The following is a 17964-nucleotide window of genomic DNA, read 5'->3' as shown; positions in this document are numbered from 1 at the left end:
GGCCGGGAAGCTCAGGGGGCCCGGGGGCTGGGGGGCCGGGAAGCTCAGGGGTGGGCCGCGCCGTACGCCGCGACGGCCCGCCTGGCCTCGCGCGCGGACGGCGAGTATCGCACCTGGGCGGGCACCAGGCCGAGGCCCAGGTGCAGCGTCCTGAGGGTGGCGCTCGCCCACAGGTCGCCGAGCGGCGTGGCGGGCAGGCCGTACAGGCGGCGCGCCCAGCGGGGCAGCGACGCGAAGGCGAGCGTCATGATCATGGGGAACGCCGCCTTGAGCGGCATCAGCCGCAGCGGCAGCGGCGCGTTGAGCGACAGCAGCAGCGGGTGCGACGCCTCGGGCACGAAGTAGAGGCCCGGCCGCCGCTCCTCCATGTAGTCACGCAGCTCGGCGACCGAGCCGGGGACATCGTCCGCGCGCAGCCCGACGACCTCGGCGGCGCGCCGCCACTCGGCCACGAACCGGTCCGCGTCGGCGTCGCTCAGCGGGACGCCGGCCCGCCGGGCGACCGACAGATAGGAGTCCACCTCGCCCACGTGGACCCAGCGGAGGGCGTCGGGGTCGTCGAGCCGGAACCGCTCCCCCCGGTCCGGGTCGTACGCGGTCAGGGCGGCGTGGATGCGGCGCACCCTGGCGCCGGCCGCGGCCACCTCGGCGGTGGTCCCGAAGGTCCGCACCCGTACGAACTCGGTGGTCCGCTGGAACCTGGCCCACGCCTCGGCCGGGTCGAGGAGGGCGGAGTTCTGCAGGACGCCACGCATCGCACGGGGGTGCAGGCCCTGCATGAGCAGCGCCCGGAAGCCGCCGACCATGAGGATCGGCTCGCCCATCACCCGCCAGGTCACCGATCCCGGCCCGAAGATGCCGTCGTCCTCGCGCCCGCCCGCGGCCGTTCGCGTTCCCGTCCCCGTGGCCGCGCCCGTTCGCTTCCCCGCGCCTGTTCCCGTGACCGTTCCCGCGGCCGTTCCCGTGACCGCCACCGGTCTCGTACCGCGCCCTGCGCCGCGCCTCGTGTCACCGCCCGTGCGGGCGCTCGCGCCGCCGCTGCCGCCCATGCCGGCCTCCCACCGCCGCGCCGAGGACCGCGCCGATGACGGGGCCGCGGGCCCCGTACGGCCGCCGGCCCCTGATCGGCTTCCCATAGGTACCCGGGCCGGACGACGGCGACACCCGGTAAATCCGGAAATCTCGCACATGACGCCCACATTTCGGCATGTCTCGGCTTCGTACAGGTTGTGTCACGAACTTGTGACACAAATGGGTTTATGTAACACGCATGATCGCGCACCCCGTCGTCCCAGGTCAACGGTTTCGCGGGACACGAGCTGATTTATTTTGGAGCACAAACAAGGCAAAAAATCTGTGGCGCGCGCCTTCTCATTGACCTACGGACAATAACTTGCCAAGGTTCCCTCAAGTCGGGATTTCTTCCGATCTTTAATGTCCCTCCTGGGAGCTTCCAGCACGATGACGATCCCTTCAGAGACCACCGCAGAGCCGGCCACGGTGACGGCGTCCGCCGACTCCGGCGGAGCCCCGGTCGGACGGTCGCCCGGCCAGCTGATGTGGCGGCGCTTCCGCCGGGATCCCACCGGCATGGCCTCGGCGGTCATCGTCCTGTTCTTCATCCTGGTCGCCATCGGCGCCCCGCTCATCTCGATGCTCTACGGCAAGGACCCGTACACGCAGTACGGCCAGGAGCGGCCCGACCTCCTGAACGAGTTCGGCTACCCGCTCGGGGCGAACGGCGGCATCAGCTCGGAGTTCTGGTTCGGCATCGAGCCCGGCCTCGGCCGCGACGTCTTCATGCAGCTCGTGTACGGCATCCGCACGTCGCTGCTGATCGCCCTGGTCGCCACGATCGCCACCACCCTGATCGGCATCGTGATCGGCATCGTCGCGGGCTACGTGGGCGGCCGCACCGACTACTTCATCGGCCGCGTGATCGACGTCCTGCTCTCGTTCCCCTCGACGCTCTTCATCATCGCGTTCATGCCGGTGCTGGAGAACCTCATGGTCAAGCCGGACGAGGAGACCCCGGTCTGGCTGCGGGCGGCCTCACTGATCATCTTCCTGACGGTCTTCGGCTGGGCGGCGCTGGCCCGCCTGCTGCGCGGGAACGTGCTCTCGCTACGAGAACGCGAGTTCGTCGAGGCGGCCAAGGTGACCGGCGCCTCCCCGGCCCGCATCGTCTTCAAGGAACTGCTGCCGAACCTGTGGACCCCGATCCTGATCCAGTCGACACTGCTGCTGCCCGCCCTCGTCACCTCCGAGGCCGCGCTGTCCTTCCTGGGCGTCGGCATGATCGAGCCCACCCCCGACTGGGGCCGCATGTTCCTGCGCGGCACCGAGGTCTACACCGACGACATCACCTACCTGATGTTCCCGGGCATCGCCCTGCTGATCTTCGTGATCGCGTTCAACCTGCTCGGCGACTCCGTGCGCGACGCTTTCGATCCCAAGATCAGACGCTGACCACCTCTCCCGCAGATCCCCCAGATTAGGAGCGATATGTCCATCCGAAAGCGGTCAACGGTGGCCGTTCTCGCCGTAGGCGTCCTGGCCTTGACCGGCGCCTGCGCCAAGGGCGGCGGTGGCGGGGCGCCCGCCAACGCCGGCAACCCCTCCGCCGCGGCGTCGGACCGGGGACCGTCCGCCAACACGGCGCCGAAGATCACCATCGGCACGGCGGAGGACTCCAAGGGTCCCGCGATCGCGCCGGAGGGCGTCGTCAAGGGCGGCACGATCAACCAGATCGGCCGCGACGACCTCGCCCACCTCGACCCGGGCCGCATCTACTCCAACGTCGAGGGCAACTTCGCCCTGCTGTTCGCCCGCCAGCTCACTGGCTACAAGCGGATCGCGAAGAACGACTACAAGCTGGTCGGCGACCTCGCGACCGACACCGGCGAGGTGTCCGACGGCGGCAAGACCTGGAAGTTCACGCTCAAGGACGGCGTGAAGTGGCAGGACGGCACGCCGATCACCTCCGAGGACGTGAAGTGGTCGATCGAGCGCCTCTTCGCCTCCTACAGCACCGAGGGCGCCCCCTACGTCCAGCAGTGGCTGACGCAGGAGGACTACAAGAAGACCTACAAGGGCCCGTACGACGGCAAGCACCTGGACAACGTCGAGACGCCCGACGACAAGACGATCATCTTCAAGTTCAAGGAGCCGCACGCCGACGCGAACTACGCGCTGGCGATGACGACGTACGGCGTCGTGCCGAAGGCGAAGGACACCAAGGAGAAGTACGACAAGGAGCCCTTCTCCAGCGGTCCGTACATCATCACGAACCACGTGACCGACAAGTCGATGGAGCTGGAGCGCAACCCGCACTGGGACCCGGCCACCGACCCGATCCGCGGCGCGTACCCGGACAAGTGGCACCTTGAGTTCGGCTACCAGGCTCTCCAGGTCACCGACCGGTTCATCGCGGACGCCGGCGACGACAAGAAGACGTTCAGCTTCTACACCTCCGTCGCGCCCGAGCGGCTCCAGCAGGTGCTGACCGACCCCAGCTTCAAGTCGCGCCTGATGACCCAGCCGTCGCCGTACACGAGCTACTTCTACTTCAACCTCGACCGGGTCAAGGACATCAAGATCCGTCAGGCGATCAACTACGCGTGGCCGACCAAGCAGATGCAGACGATCGGCGGCGGCCCCTCCTCCTCGGTGATCTCGACCACCATCCTCAACCCGACCGTGTCGGGCTTCCAGGACTACGACCTCTTCGGCAAGAAGGCCAAGCCCGAGGGTGACATCGAGAAGGCCAAGGAGCTGATGGCCCAGTCGAGCAACCCGAACCCGACCCTGGTCTACGCGTACAACCAGACGCCCACCCAGGAGAAGATGACGGTCGCGATCAAGACCGCCATGGAGAAGATCGGCATCAAGCTCGTCGCCAAGCCGATCAACCCGAAGATCTGGTACGACTCGGTGACCCAGGTCGACAACGGGTTCGACCTCTACTGGGGCGGCTGGGGCGCCGACTGGCCCACCGCGGCCACGGTCTTCCCGGTGCTCTTCGGCCCGGTCACCGACGGCGCGCAGAACATCTCGCACCTGAAGGACCCGGAGATCACGGCCGAGATCAAGCGCATCCAGGGCCTGAGCGACGCCGAGGAGGCCAACAAGGCCTGGGGCGCCCTCGACAAGACCATCATGGAGAAGGTGACGCCGCTGGTCCCCGACCTGAACGACATCGCCAACTCCCTCCACGGCTCGCTGATCGGCGGCGCCGAGATCGACCCGATGAGCTGGGTCGTCTCCCCGAACACCATCTTCGTGAAGCAGTAAGCCACGCCTCCGGGGCGCCCCGCACGGGGCGCCCCGGAGCACCGCACAGGAGCTCCAGTGCTTCGTTTCCTGACCCGCAGAACCATCGGCGCGGCGTTCATCCTGCTGATCGTCGCCGCCGTGACGTTCTTCCTCTTCTTCGCCGTGCCCGCCGACCCGGCCCGGCTCGCCTGCGGCAAGGTCTGCCCGCCCGAGACGCTCGCCCAGGCCAGACACAACCTCGGCCTGGACCAGCCGATCTTCGTGCAGTTCGTCGAGTGGCTCGCCGGGATCTTCGTCGGCCGCGAATACGAAGGGCTGGGGCACTGCCCGGCACCCTGCCTGGGCTACTCGTTCGTCAACCGGGAGCCGGTGTTCGAGACGATCATCGACCGGCTGCCCGTGACGCTCTCGCTGACCATCGGCGCGTCGGTGGTCTTCCTGATCTTCGGAATCGGCACCGGCATCGTCGCCGCGCTGAAGCAGGGCAAGCCCCTCGACAAGATCGCCAGCGTCTCGTCGCTGGTCGGCGCCTCGGTGCAGATCTACTTCATCGGCACCCTCGCCATGTACTTCCTCGTCTTCCAGTGGCAGGTCATCGAGCGGCCGCGCTACGTGCCGCTCACCGAGGACCCGATCGGCTGGGCGTACGGCCTGATGTTGCCGTGGGTCGTGCTGGCGATCATCTTCACCGCCAACTACACCCGTATGACCCGCTCGACCATGGTCGAGCAGCTCGGCGAGGACTACGTCCGCACGGCGCGCGCCAAGGGCATGTCCGGTCGCACCGTGGTGATGCGGTTCGCGCTGCGCGGCACACTCACCCCCCTCGCCACGATCTTCGGCATCGACCTCGCCAGTCTCATCGGCGGCGCGATCATCACCGAGACGACGTTCAGCCTCCAGGGCATCGGCCGCCTGTCCATCCAGTCGGTCACCAACAGCGACCTGCCCATGCTGATGGCCACCGTGCTGCTCGCCGCCGCCGCGATCGTCGTACTCAACGTCATCGTGGACGCGCTCTACGCGGTCATCGACCCGCGCGTCCGCCTCAGCTAGGAGCCATCGCTTGACCGCCGTCACGTTCACCGAGACCGGCCCGGGCCGCCGGGGCGACTCGTTCCTGTCCGTCCAGGACCTGCACGTCTCCTTCTCGACCGAGGACGGGGTCGTCAAGGCGGTGGACGGGCTCTCCTTCGAGGTCGAGAAGGGCACCACCCTCGGCATCGTCGGCGAGTCCGGCTCCGGCAAGTCCGTGACCAACCTCGCCATCCTCGGCCTGCACAACAGCGAGCACGCCGAGATCGGCGGCGAGATCTGGTTCGAGGACCAGGAACTGGTCGGCGCGAGCCGCGGCACCCTGGAGCGGCTGCGCGGCAACCGCATCGCCATGATCTTCCAGGACCCGCTGACCGCGCTGTCGCCGTTCCACACAATCGGCCGGCAGATCGGCGAGGTGTACCGCAAGCACAAGGGCACGAGCAAGCGCGAGGCGCGCGACCGCGCCATCGAGATGCTCGAACGCGTCGGCATCCCCAACGCCAAGGTCCGGGTGGACGACTACCCCCACCACTTCTCCGGCGGCATGCGGCAGCGCGTCATGATCGCGATGGCGCTGGTCTGCGACCCCGCGCTGGTCATCGCCGACGAGCCGACGACCGCGCTCGACGTGACCGTGCAGGCGCAGATCCTCGACCTGCTCAAGGACCTGCAGGACCAGATGGGCACCTCCATCATCCTGATCACGCACGACCTCGGCGTGGTCGCCCAGACGGCGCACAACGTGCTCGTCATGTACGCCGGCCGCGCCGTCGAGCGTGGCACGGTCCGCGAGGTGCTCGGCACGCCCCGGCACCCGTACACCTGGGGGCTGCTGTCCTCGGTGCCGCGGCTGGGCTCGTCGGTCGACGTGCCGCTCAAGCCGGTGCGGGGAACGCCTCCCAGCCTGCTCAACCCGCCCCCGGGCTGCCGCTTCCACCCCCGGTGCGACTACCGGAACCTGGTCGGCCCCGACCTGTGCTCCACCGAGCAGCCGGAGCTGTCGCCCGAGCGCGGGCACGGCGACGCGTGCTATCTCACGCTGCAGCAGAAGCAGGAGATCCACACCCAGCTCATGGAAGGCCGCTGATGCAACCGCTGCTGGAGCTCAAGGGGCTCACGAAGTACTTCCCCGTGACGGGCGGCTTCATCTTCAAGCGCCAGGTGGGCAACGTGCACGCCGTGGACGGCGTGGACCTCAAGGTCGGCGAGGGCGAGACCGTCGGCCTCGTCGGCGAGTCCGGCTGCGGCAAGTCGACCCTCGGCCGGCTGGCCGCCCGCCTGTACGAGCCGACCTTCGGCAAGGTGCTCTACCGGGGCCAGGACATCAGCACCGCGTCCCGTCGCGAGCTGAAGCCGATCCGCCCCGAGATCCAGATGATCTTCCAGGACCCGTACAGCTCGCTGAACCCGCGCCAGACGGTCGGCGCGATCATCAGCGGCCCGATGGAGATCAACGGCATCAACCCGCCGGGCGGCCACGAGAAGCGGGTCCGGGAGCTGCTGGAGACCGTCGGGCTCAACCCCGAGCACTACAACCGCTTCCCGCACGAGTTCTCCGGCGGCCAGCGGCAGCGCATCGGCATCGCGCGGGCTCTCGCACTGAACCCCAAGCTGATCATCGCCGACGAGCCGGTCTCCGCCCTGGACGTGTCCATCCAGGCCCAGGTCATCAACCTGCTGCAGGAGCTCCAGCGCGACCTCGGCATCGCGTTCCTGTTCATCGCGCACGACCTCGCCGTGGTCCGGCACTTCTCCCAGCGCGTCGCGGTCATGTACCTCGGCAAGGTCGTCGAGGTCGGCGACCGCGAGTCGATCTACCTGCGGCCCCGGCATCCGTACACGCACGCGCTGCTGTCGGCCGTCCCCGAGGCCACGGTGGAGGACGAGCCGCGCCAGCGGATCCGGCTCGCGGGCGACGTGCCCTCCCCGATCAACCCGCCCACCGGTTGCCGGTTCCGTACGCGCTGCTGGAAGGCCCAGGAGCGGTGCGCCGAGGAGGCGCCGCCGCTGATCCAGCTCGCCGGCAACCGCGAGGGCCACCTCACCGCGTGCCACTTCCCCGAGGCGCCCACGACGTCGGGCGAGGACGTGGTGCTCGACCCCGCCCTCGCCTGACTGTGTCCACGGACCTTGGCCGTCCCCGTGCCTTCTTGGGCACGGGGACGAACCGGGGACTGTCCGCGGCCTGCCGTACTCTCACCCCTCGTCAGCGCGGCGGCGGCAACTCCGGCGGGGTCGCCGGGTCCCTCTCCTCCAGCGCCGCCAAGGCGAGTTCCACCGCCCGCGCCAGCTGCGGATCCCGCCCGGCTACCAGATCCTGCGGCGTCACGATGACCTCGACATCCGGGACGACGCCGTGGTTCTCCACGCCCCACCCCTCGCCCTCCAACCAGAACGAGTACCGCGGCTGAGTGACGACGGTCCCGTCCACAAGCGAGTACCGCGAGTCGATGCCGATCACGCCGCCCCAGGTCCGCGTGCCCACGAGCGGCCCGATGCTGCGATTCTTGATCCCGGCGCTGACGATATCCCCGTCCGACCCGGCGAACTCGTCGGTGACGGCCACGATGGGCCCGCGAGGTGCGTCGTCCGGATACCGCATCGGCTCGTACCCTCGGGCCAGCGACCACCCGGTCACCCGGCGCTGCAGCTTCTCCAGCACCAGCTCGGAGACATGACCGCCCCCGTTGTCGCGGACGTCCACGATGAGCCCGTCGAAGCCCATCTCGGCACGCAGGTCCCGGTGGAAGTGCGCCCAACCGGTGGCCACCATGTCCGGCACGTGCAGGTAGCCGAGCCGCCCGCCCGACGCCTCACGCACGAACGCCCGCCGTCCGGCCACCCAGTCGTGGTACCGCAGCGGCGTCTCGTCGGCGACGGGCGTGACGACGACCCGGCGAGTCTCGCCGCCGGAGCCGGGCTGGACGGTCAGCTCCACGGGCCGCTCCGCCGCGCCGGCCAGCAGGGCGAGCGGCCCGCGGACCGGATCGACCCGGCGTCCGCCCACGGCGACGATCGCGTCGCCCTCCCGGACGGCGACGCCGGGCGCGAGGAGCGGCGAGCGGGCCTCGTGGTCGGATGACTCCCCGGGCAGGATGCGGCTGATCCGCCACACTCCGTTCTCGTCCCGGGCGAGGTCGGCGCCGAGCAGGCCCTGGCGGCGTTTGGGATCTCGGGCGGCGCCGGCCGGCCGCGCGTAGGCGTGGGAGGTGGCCAGCTCACCCTGGACCTCCCAGAGCAGGTCGATCAGCTCGGAGTAGGCGCCGATCCGCTCCACCAGCGGGGCGTAGCGGTCGAGCGTGGCCTGCCAGTCGACGCCGTTCATGTCCGCGCGCCAGAAGTGGTCGCGCATGAGCCGCCCGGCCTCGTTGTAGGCCTGCCGCCACTCGGCGACCGGGTCGATGGTCACGGCCACACGGTCCAGGTCGATGGTGACGACCTCGCCGTCCTCTCCGGTGGCGCGGGTCTGCAGGCCGTTCTTGCCGGTGGCCACCAGGCGCGTGCTGTCGCCGCTGACCTCGAAGGCCCGGAACTCCCTGCCCAGCTCGCTGACCTTGCGCTTGGTCAGGTCGTAGCGTTCCAGGATCGGCGCACCGGGCTCGGTACCGTCGCCGAGCTGGCCGTTGAGCGGATGGCGCAGCCACAGCAGGCCGTCCTTGGCGGCACGCAGGTTGGAGTAGGTGCCGGCGGGTACCGGCACGGGCACGATCCGCGCCGCCAGCCCGTCGGCATCCAGCTCGGTCACGGGCGGCGTGTCGGACGTGCCATCGTTCCCGGCGTCCGAACCGGCGTCGGCCTCCCCGTTGAAGCCGCGGCCCGCCGGCGAGGGGTCGAACGGCGAGGGCGTGGTCGCCTTGAGCGGCACCAGGTACGGCCGGCAGCTGCTGGGGAAGGACAGGTCGAATACGTGGGCGTCGTAGACCGGGTTGAACGTACGGTCGGACAGGAAGGCCAGGTACTTGCCGTCCCTGGTGAAGGACGGGCTGTAGTCGTTGAAGCGCGGCGGGGTCACCTCGATCGCGGCGCCTCCGTCCACGCGGGCCAGCTTGAGGTGGCGGCGCTCGGCCTGGTAGGCATGCGCCCACGCGAGCCAGGCCGAGTCCGGCGAGAACGTCAGATGCTGCACGTCGCCGTGACCGGTGCGGTCCAGCTCCCGGACGTTCCCGAGGTCGAGGTCCACCACCAGGAGCCGCCCATCGTGAGTGGCGACCGCGGCGTGCCCGCCGTCCGGCGCTGCGGCCAGGTCGAGCACCCGGCCGAGCTGACCGGCGGCCAGCGTGCGAATCTCACCGCCGGGTGCGCCGATCTCCAGCGCGTCCTCGCCGGAGGCGTCCGACACCCAGACGGCCCGGCCGGCGTCGTCGAGCGGCCGCGGCAGCCGTACCCGGACGCCGGGCTCGGCGCGCAGCACGCCCGCGGGGCCGTCGCGGTGGGTCAGCCAGTGGGCGGTGCCGCGGATCTCGACCACGCTGGCCCGCCCGGTACGGTCCGGCGCGAAGCCGTCGACCTTGCTCGGCGCCGGTCGCCTGGCCCGGGCCGGACGCGGCCCGCTCAGGGTGAGGTCCAGCTTGTACGGCTCTGCTTCCAGGCTCTCCAGCAGCCACAGTTCGCCGGCGAGGCTGTAGACGACGCGGGAGCCGTCGGATGCGGCATGGCGCGCGTAGAAGCCGCGGTGCTTGGTGTGCTGCCGCAGGTCCGAGCCGTCGGGCAGGCAGGAGTACAGGTTGCCGTCGCCGTCAGTGTCCGCGAGGAAGGCCAGGCGCTCCCCCACCCACATGACCGACCAATGCTGCGCGGGGTTGCCGGCGAACAGGCGGGTGAACTCGCCGTGGCCCGTGGCGTCCACCCAGATCTTGGCCGCGGTGCCTCCGCGGTAGCGCTTCCACTGCGACGGTTCGCGCCACACCGCCGAGACGGCCGCCACCTTGGGGCCGCTGACCGCGGCCTCGCTGACCCTGCCGTACGGCAGAGCCGTCGCCTCGCCGCCGTCCAGCGGAACCGCGTAGGCCCACAGCCGGGAGCGTGAGCCGTGGCCCGCGGCGGTGACGGCCAGCACGTTCCCGTCCTCGGTCCAGCCTCGCACGCCCGTCATGGCGTTGCCCCAGTGCGTGAGCCGCTCGCTCTCGGCGCCCTCCAACTCGGCGGCGAACACCTCGGGCTCGCCCTCGCGGGTGCTCGTCCACGCGATGCGCGTGCCGTCGGAAGAGAACCGGGGGTGGGAGACCGCGACCTGGTCAGCCGTGAACCGCCAGGCCCTGCCGCCTCCCACGGGTGCCAGCCAGACGTCGTCGTCCGCTACGAAGGTGAGGAGATCATCATGCAAGTGGGGGTATCTCAGATATGCGCCATTCGCCACATATGCACCGTACGTCGATCAAGCCCTTCCTGCTTGCGGATTTCCGGACCTGCAAGCGTTCACCTGGATCGAGGGAGCGGAGCGAAAGGGAGCGAGGACGTGGTGCTCGACCCCGCCCTCGCCTGAGAACCGAGGTCCGGTCATTCGCGGCCCGGGGCGTCACCCGCCCCGGGCGCCGCGGCTCCCCGCGTACGCTTCGGAACCGCGAAACCGTCCTACGCCTGCTGGGCGGCCGCGGCGAGCGCCCGGAGGTCGTGGACGGCCCTGGCCGCGTCCTCCGCGCCGTAGACCGCGCTGCCGGCCACGAAGACGTCCGCCCCAGCCTCGGCGCAACGCTCGATCGTCTCCGCCGAGACGCCGCCGTCCACCTGGAGCCACACCTCGCCGCCGTGCTTCTCGATCAGCGCGCGGGCGCGGGTCACCTTGGGCAGCACCACGTCGAGGAACTTCTGGCCGCCGAAGCCCGGCTCGACCGTCATCAGCAGGAGCATGTCGATCTCGGGCAGCAGATCCTCGTAGTACTCGATCGGGGTCGCCGGGTTCAGCGCGAACCCCGAGCGCGCGCCCGCCGAGCGGATGGCCCGCAGCGTACGCACCGGCGCCCTCGACGCCTCGGCGTGGATCGTCACGCTGCCGGCGCCCGCCTCCGCGTACGACGGCGCCCACCGGTCCGGGCTCTCGATCATGAGGTGGCAGTCGATCGGGAGCGACGTCGCCTTGAGCAGCGACTCGACGATGGGCAGGCCGAGCGTGAGGTTGGGCACGAAGTGGTTGTCCATGACGTCCACGTGCAGCCAGTCGGCGACGCCCTCCACCCGGGTCGCCTCGTCGGCGAGCCTGGCGAAGTCTGCGGACAGGATGCTGGGCGAGATCTGTACGGCCATGATGCCTGAGTCTATTGACAGTCCTCCCCCACCCGAAAACGGGGATTCGACAGTTGAGGACGCCGGGCTCTCCGCCCACCCGCGCCACGACACCCACTTGTGTACAGTCAATACTTCTTATGATCATCCGGCCGAAGCGAGTCCCGGAGAAGGAGTGCCCGTGAAAAACCACTGGCTCCTCCACTGGCGGCCTCTGCCCGACCCGGCACTCCGCATGATCTGCTTCCCATACGCCGGCGGAGGCGCCTCGCTCTACCGCCCCTGGGCTGAGACGCTGCCCGACGAGGTCGGCCTCTGCGCCGTGCAACCACCTGGCCGTCAGTCGCGTTTCAGCGAGCCCGCTTTCACCTCCCTGACCTCGATGCTGCCCTCCCTGATGAATGCACTGGCGCCATTGCTTGACAGGCCGTACGTGACGTTCGGACACAGTCTGGGCGGCCTGACGAGCTTCGAGCTGGTCCGTCACCTGCGCGCGAACGGCCTGAGACTGCCGGACCTGATGATCGTCTCGGGGTGCCGCGGACCGCGTGTTCCTTCACGCGACCGTCACATCCATGATCTCCCCACCACCGAATTCCGCGCCGCCATCAAGGAGCTCAACGGCACGCCCGGCGAAGTGCTCGAGAACGAGCTGTTACTGGAGCTGATCGAGCCCGCGCTACGCGCCGACATCGCCATGAGCGAGCGTTATGTCTACCGCCACGAGCCTCCGCTGCCGATGCGTTTGTCGGTGTTCTATGGAACGGGCGACGAGGCCATGACCCGGGCGGACGCCGAAGCCTGGCGCCAGGAGACGACAGGCGCGTTCGTCCTGCGCGAGCTCCCCGGCGACCATTTCTTCATCCATAGCGCCGAAGCCGATCTGCTGCGGGCGGTGCTCCGGGACATCACGCCATTGCTCTACACCCGCAGCGACCAACCCCTTGATCGCTGAACTCGCGATTGCGGCGCAGGCCACCGGCCGCTGAATGCGTCTGATCATGGCCGCCTACGCCCGAGTCCGGCCGGCCCGCCCGCACGTCGATGACCTGCGCCGTCCCTGGCATCCACGCCCGAACCGGGAAGGCCGCTCAGCCCGTACCGGGTCCGCCTCGGTTTTCGCCTCTCCGCGCAAAACTCGGGGCGCCCGCCGGCTCACCGAAACTCGCCCGGCCCGGCCTCGGACGCCCCAAAGGGTCAAGGAGCCAAGCGAAGGACAAGCGTCCGCCCTACCGAAAGACCGCAATGACCGGCGACGAACACCGAGAGTGGCGTCACATCGCGGGCTAAAGGGTCGCGGAGCCCTCCATCGCCTCGATGAGGCTCTTCGGCCGCATGTCGGTCCAGTTGGCCTCCACGTAGTCGAGGCAGGCCTGGCGCGTGTCCTCACCGTGGGCGACGGTCCAGCCGCCCGGCACGTCGGCGAACGAGGGCCACAGCGAGTGCTGGCCCTCAGCGTTCACGAGAACCAGGTAGGTGCCGTCGGGGTCCTCGAACGGATTCGTCATCGCAGTCCTTTCTCTATCGGCAAGAGCCAGGTAGGCATTATAGCCATACGCCCCTTTTTTGGCATTATCTTTTGTTTTATAGACGCATTTCGGGTGTCGCATCTTGCGTCGCGTTGATTCCAGCCATTATTCTCCGCAAACCTCCCGCCTTACCGACCGAAGGGACGTTCGCGATGACCTGGAGAACCGTCTTGCGGTCGGCAACTCCAGTCGTCGACGACAGCCGGAAATTCCTCTGGCGACCGACGACACTCGTCGCCTGGGTGCTCATACCACTCGCCGCCTTGCTTTCCGTGACACAAATATTGCCGCCCGTTCCGGCGCCCGCCCAGGCGCCTGCCGGAGAGTTCTCCGCCGGCAGGGCGATGGACCACGTGAGGCAGATCGCGACCAAGCCTCGGCCCACCGGCTCAGCCCAGGCCGCCCAAGTCCGCGACTATCTGGTGCGGCACCTGTCCTCGCTCGGCTTCGCCACCGAGATCCAACGCGCCATCCCGGTGCGCACCCAGGCAGGCGGCATGGTCAACGCGGCCCGCGTGGAGAACGTCATCGCACGCCTCCCCGGCACCAACCCCGGCTCCGCGGTCATGCTCAGCGCCCACTACGACAGCGTCCCCTCCAGCCCCGGCGCCAACGATGACGGGACCGCGGTGGCCGCTCTCCTGGAGACGGCCCGCGCCCTCAAAACGGGGCCTCCGCTACGCAACGACGTGATCATCCTGCTCACCGACGCCGAAGAAAGAGGGCTGCTCGGTGCCCAGGCCTTCTTCGAGAGCCACCCGGCCGCAAGGGATGTCCGGGCCGCGTTCAACTTCGAGGCCCGCGGTGGCGGCGGGCCCTCGGTGATGTTCGAGACGGGCCCGGGCAACGGCCTCCTGGTCCGGGAGCTCGCCCGCACGTCTACGCCGGTTGCCACGTCCCTGGCCGTCGCCGTTTACCAATTCCTCCCGAACGACACCGATTTCTCGGTCTTCCGGCAGGCCAACGTGCCAGGGCTCAACTTCGCCTACATCGGCGACCGTGTCTATTACCACATGCCCGCGGACTCGCTCGCGGACGTGGAAACGGCCAGCCTCCAACACCACGGCGTCTACGCCCTGGGCCTGGCCAGGCAGCTCGGCGACGCCGACCTGCGCGACCTCCGCGCCCCGGACTCGACGTACTTCACGCTGCCAGGGCTGGGCCTGGTCTGGTACCCGTCCTGGCTGGCCACCCCTCTCGGCGTCTTGGCCGTGCTGCTCGTGCTGGTCGCCGTGGTCTTGGGCCTACGGCGAGGCCGCCTACAGCCCGGCAAGCTGGCCACCGCCCCCTTCCTGGTGCTGGCTGCCATGGCGACGTGCGCCCTGGTCCCGGCCGCGCTGTGGTGGGTGGTGACGCTGATGCATCCGGACTATCAGGCCATGCCGGCGGGCGAAAGCTACAACGGCAGTTGGTACGGCGTCGCACTGCTGCTCACCGCCGGGGCGCTCGCCCTCGGCTGGGTGCGCGTCTGCGTGCGGATCGTCGGTCGGGACAACGCGCTGGCCGGCTCGGCGATCATCTGGGGTGTGACACTCGCGGCCATGCTGGTGGTCGTTCCCGACGGCGCCTATATGCTCACCTGGCCGCTGCTGTTCTACGCGGGCGCGCTGGTGTACCTCTTCCGCCGGCTCTCCGACATCGGAAGGGCCCGTGCACTGACCACCCCGGCGCTGGTGATCGCTGCAGCTTTGTTCGCTCCCGCGCTGTACCTGCTGCAGCTCACGTTCGGGGTCCCGTTCTCCGGTCTGGTCGGCGCCCTCATCGCACTCGTGGCCGCGCTGGCCCCGGCATTCGCAAATCCGACGAGCCGGGCCGTGCGGTGGTGGCCGGCGCCCGTGGCCGTGGCAGTGGTCGCCCTGCTCGTCGTGGGCAACGTCACGGCGGGATACGACACGGTGCGGCGCCGCCCTGCCACCCTGGTGTACGGGCTCGACTCGGACACCGGGGACGCGCAGTGGATGTCCCCGGACGCCGAACCGCAACCCTGGCAGGCCAAGCTGCTGACCGGCACTCACCAAGGCCCCCTTCCGGCGTTCTTCCAGAACCCGATGGAGCTCAGGATCGGGCGGGCACCTGCCGTACCGTCGCTGACCGCGCCCGAGCTCCAGATGCTGTCCAGCACGAGCGCGCACGGCGTACGCACGGTGCGGCTGCGGATCCGCTCCACGCGTGGCGCGCCGATGCTCCAGCTGGCCGGCGACTCCGGCGCCGTTCTGCACAAGCTTTCGATCGACGGTGGCGGAACCGTCCGGCCGGCGGCGACCGCCAAGTGGAGCCTCAACTTCTTCGCGCCCGACCGCGAGGGCGTGCAGGTGACGCTCGAGCTCACGGACGGCCGGCCCTTGGTGGTCAGGCTCCGTGACCGGAGCTTCGACCTGGCGGAGATCCCCGCCCTTGCGAACGTCGCCAAGCGCCCGTCCGACACCATGCCGGGCACCGACGACGGCGACTTCGTCATCGTCAGCCGTCGCATCCCCCTTGCCTGACACCGGCCTGGAAGAGCAGAGGAAACGCATGACTCAGGAACGTCTGATCGACGCACTCCGACCCGAGTGGCTGCAGGACCCTTACGGTCTCTACCGGCGGCTCAGGGAGCGCAGTCCGATCTACTGGGACGACTGGATGCGTAGCTGGGTCGTCCTCGGGCATGCCGACATCACCAGACTCGGCAAAAGTGGCAGCCTGTCGGGCGCCAGGATCGCCGATTTCCACGAACGCCTGCCCAAGGGGGCGCGCGCGGAGATGGCACCGCTGGCCAAGGTGCTCTCGGACATGATGCTGTTCACCGAGCCTCCGCGGCACACGCGGCTGCGGAGGCTGGTCAGGCCCGGGCTCACGCCCCGGTTCATCCGGTCGATGCGCCCCATGATCGAGCGGCTCGCCGAGTCGCTGCTCGACGCGGTCATCGAGCGTGGGCGGCTGGACGTCATCGAGGACTTCTCAGAGCCGCTCACCCGTGGAATGATCGCCGAGCTGGCGGGGGTCCCCCCGGAGTCGGCACACCTGCTGGAGAACTGGCAGGGGCTGATGCACGAGTTCTTCACCCAGTCGAGTAAAGAGGTCGGCCGCATCCAGCACCTACATGACGTCTTCGGCAAGAGGGCGGCCGAGCGCGCCGCGGGGATGGCCACCGACAGGTTCAGCGAGATGATCGCCCCGCAGGTGGCCGAAGACGAGTTCAGCGACGACGAGATCTTCGCCAACTTCATCCTGCTGATCGACGCCGGGCAGGCGACGACCACTCACTTGATCGCGAACGCCGTGCTGGCGCTGATCCGCCACCCCGACCAGATCGAACTGCTGCGGCGCGACCCTGCGCTCGCCGCCAACGCCGCACACGAGCTCATGCGTTATGACAGCGCCGTCCAGTTCACGACCAGGATCGCCGAGGAGGACATCGACGTTCCCGGCCACGCGATCAAGCGTGGACAGTCGGTGACACTCGTACTCGGCTCGGGCAACCGTGACCCGCTGTGCTACCAGGATCCCGATCGGCTCGACGTCACCCGCAAGGCGACCGACCATCTGTCCTTCGGGCACGGCATCCACTACTGCCTGGGCGCCTCACTGGCACTGGCCGAGATAGAGATCGCCATCGCGACCCTGCTGCGCCGCTGCGACGACCTCCGTCTCGGCCATCAGACGCCCGAGTGGCTCGAAAGCATCAACTTCCGCTTCCTCAAGAGCTTGCCGATCACGTTCACCCCGCGTCAGGCGTAGGAAATTCCCCGGCCGGTCGAGCTGATGTTCACCAGGATGTTTCCCGACGGGCGCCGTTCCGCCTCCGCCACCACCGCGGCGAGCTGGTAGCCGGTCTCCAGCGCAACGGTGCGGCTCTGGGTCCTGCCGAACAGCTCGGCCGCGCTCCTGGCCTCCTCGTCGCTGAACGTCGCGGTCCTGATCAGTCCATCGGCGTGGAAGCGGGCGACCGGAGCGGCGACGATCGTCGAGCCCAGGCCGCCGATGTAGGCGTCGTCGCCGAGCAGGTGATCCAGGCCATAGGTTCGCAGGCGCGGGTAGAAGTCCTGGTCGTCGATGGAGTACTCGCCCATCCTGCCCTTGCTGACGATCGGGCACAGCTCCGACTCCGCGCACACCACGTCCGTCGGCGTGCCGTACTCGATGGCCTCCGTCAGGAAGGCCCCGGCGATGCCCAGCAGGTTGGCGCCGCCGCCGCAGCTGCCGACGACGACGTCCGGCCTTACCTCGCCGAGTTGCTGCCTGGCCTCGAGGCCGACGATGGTCTGAGGCACGATGAAATAGGTGTAAACGCTGCCGAAGATGTAGCGGGAGCGGGGCCGTTTCCCGGTGTAGGAGACGGCGCGGTTGGCCGACAGCACGAGAGGGTCGAAACTGTCGTCATCGGTGTCGGGGCCGACCACCTCGACCCGGGCGCCGGCCGCCTCCATCAGACGCACCCGGTCTGGCCGTGCCGCCACGCTCGCTTCGTCGATGAAGCAGATCACCTGGATGCCGAACCTCGACGCGGCCGTGGCCAACGCGATGCCCCAGTTGCCGGTCGTCTCCGTGGTGATCTCGCGAACGCCGTCGCGCGCGCAGTGGTAAGCGATCCAGAAAGCGCTGTTGGCCTTGTGGTTGGAAGACGGCGTCGCGCCCTCGTCCTTGATGAAGATCCGGCATCCGGTCCCCAGCGCCTGCGCGAACGCGGTCGCCTCGAACAGTGGCGTCGGCCGGTAGCCGTGGAAGACCTCACGGAGATCGTCGGGGATGGGGATCCAATGCTCCCCCGACAGTTCTAGGGCGGCCAGCGACGGCGGCAGCGCCTGCTCCAGCCGTTCGAGCGTGATCGGCTCGCGCGTGACGGGATCCAGGACGCTTCCCGGGCAGTAAGCGGACAGGTTGAGCAATGCGTCGATCATGCTTGGCCCTTTCGGTCAGCGGA

General features: G+C 69.2%; 13 protein-coding genes. 8 read left to right on the top strand and 5 right to left on the bottom strand.

Translation table 11 applies throughout. From position 1 onward, the window contains the following. Positions 1–44 precede the first annotated feature (44 nt). Positions 45–839 (bottom strand): oxygenase MpaB family protein, encoded by a 795-nt coding sequence (locus AWQ70_RS15780; RefSeq protein ID WP_245646979.1) that lies wholly within the window; start codon positions 837–839, stop codon positions 45–47. Positions 840–1461: 622 nt separating this feature from the next. Between AWQ70_RS15780 and AWQ70_RS15775 the strand changes: the two genes are divergently transcribed. The 5 genes from AWQ70_RS15775 to AWQ70_RS15755 are packed head-to-tail and all read left to right on the top strand — an operon-like array spanning position 1462 to position 7428. Next, on the top strand, positions 1462–2469 hold the full coding sequence (locus tag AWQ70_RS15775) for an ABC transporter permease (RefSeq protein ID WP_084517146.1): 1008 nt from the start codon (positions 1462–1464) through the stop codon (positions 2467–2469). A 36-nt stretch (positions 2470–2505) separates the two neighbouring features. Then, the gene (locus tag AWQ70_RS15770; protein WP_067176372.1) at positions 2506–4293 is read left to right on the top strand and encodes an ABC transporter substrate-binding protein; all 1788 of its coding nucleotides are present in this window, start codon (positions 2506–2508) and stop codon (positions 4291–4293) included. A 57-nt stretch (positions 4294–4350) separates the two neighbouring features. Further along, entirely contained in the window at positions 4351–5331 is a 981-nt protein-coding gene (locus AWQ70_RS15765) for an ABC transporter permease (protein ID WP_067176370.1), read from the top strand. A 10-nt stretch (positions 5332–5341) separates the two neighbouring features. Beyond that, entirely contained in the window at positions 5342–6400 is a 1059-nt protein-coding gene (locus AWQ70_RS15760; protein ID WP_067176368.1) for an ABC transporter ATP-binding protein, read from the top strand. Further along, the gene (locus AWQ70_RS15755; RefSeq protein WP_067176365.1) at positions 6400–7428 is read left to right on the top strand and encodes an ABC transporter ATP-binding protein; all 1029 of its coding nucleotides are present in this window, start codon (positions 6400–6402) and stop codon (positions 7426–7428) included. The genes AWQ70_RS15760 and AWQ70_RS15755 overlap by 1 nt, the downstream gene beginning before the upstream one ends. Positions 7429–7519: 91 nt before the next feature. Here AWQ70_RS15755 and AWQ70_RS15750 read toward each other — a convergent pair whose 3' ends face one another. Further along, a complete protein-coding gene (locus tag AWQ70_RS15750; RefSeq protein ID WP_067176363.1) occupies positions 7520–10669 on the bottom strand; it encodes a S41 family peptidase in 3150 nt (1049 codons plus the stop codon). Between the two features lie 215 nt (positions 10670–10884). Next, positions 10885–11553: a ribulose-phosphate 3-epimerase gene (gene rpe / locus AWQ70_RS15745; RefSeq protein WP_067176361.1), complete on the bottom strand. Its 669-nt coding sequence runs from the start codon at positions 11551–11553 to the stop codon at positions 10885–10887. A gap of 160 nt (positions 11554–11713) precedes the next feature. Between rpe and AWQ70_RS15740 the strand changes: the two genes are divergently transcribed. Beyond that, entirely contained in the window at positions 11714–12487 is a 774-nt protein-coding gene (locus tag AWQ70_RS15740; protein ID WP_169808674.1) for a thioesterase II family protein, read from the top strand. Between the two features lie 331 nt (positions 12488–12818). Here the strand turns inward: AWQ70_RS15740 and AWQ70_RS15735 are convergent, their stop codons facing one another. Further along, positions 12819–13040 (bottom strand): MbtH family protein, encoded by a 222-nt coding sequence (locus tag AWQ70_RS15735; RefSeq protein WP_067176357.1) that lies wholly within the window; start codon positions 13038–13040, stop codon positions 12819–12821. Positions 13041–13414: 374 nt separating this feature from the next. Here AWQ70_RS15735 and AWQ70_RS15730 point away from each other — a divergent pair, with 374 nt between their 5' ends. Both AWQ70_RS15730 and AWQ70_RS15725 read left to right on the top strand, forming a co-directional pair. Continuing rightward, a complete protein-coding gene (locus tag AWQ70_RS15730; protein WP_169808673.1) occupies positions 13415–15547 on the top strand; it encodes a M20/M25/M40 family metallo-hydrolase in 2133 nt (710 codons plus the stop codon). A 28-nt stretch (positions 15548–15575) separates the two neighbouring features. Further along, positions 15576–16781 (top strand): cytochrome P450, encoded by a 1206-nt coding sequence (locus tag AWQ70_RS15725; RefSeq protein WP_067176351.1) that lies wholly within the window; start codon positions 15576–15578, stop codon positions 16779–16781. Here AWQ70_RS15725 and AWQ70_RS15720 read toward each other — a convergent pair. Beyond that, positions 16772–17941, bottom strand: a complete 1170-nt coding sequence (locus tag AWQ70_RS15720) for a pyridoxal-phosphate dependent enzyme (protein WP_067176348.1) — start codon at positions 17939–17941, stop codon at positions 16772–16774. The two genes, AWQ70_RS15725 and AWQ70_RS15720, sit on opposite strands and share 10 nt — an antisense overlap. Between the last annotated feature and the right edge of the window lie 23 nt (positions 17942–17964).

It is taken from the genome of Microtetraspora niveoalba (assembly GCF_001570405.1).
GTDB lineage: Bacteria > Actinomycetota > Actinomycetes > Streptosporangiales > Streptosporangiaceae > Microtetraspora > Microtetraspora niveoalba.
The sequence above is the reverse complement of the archived record's forward strand: the minus strand, read 5'-3'. Positions and strand labels throughout refer to the sequence as shown.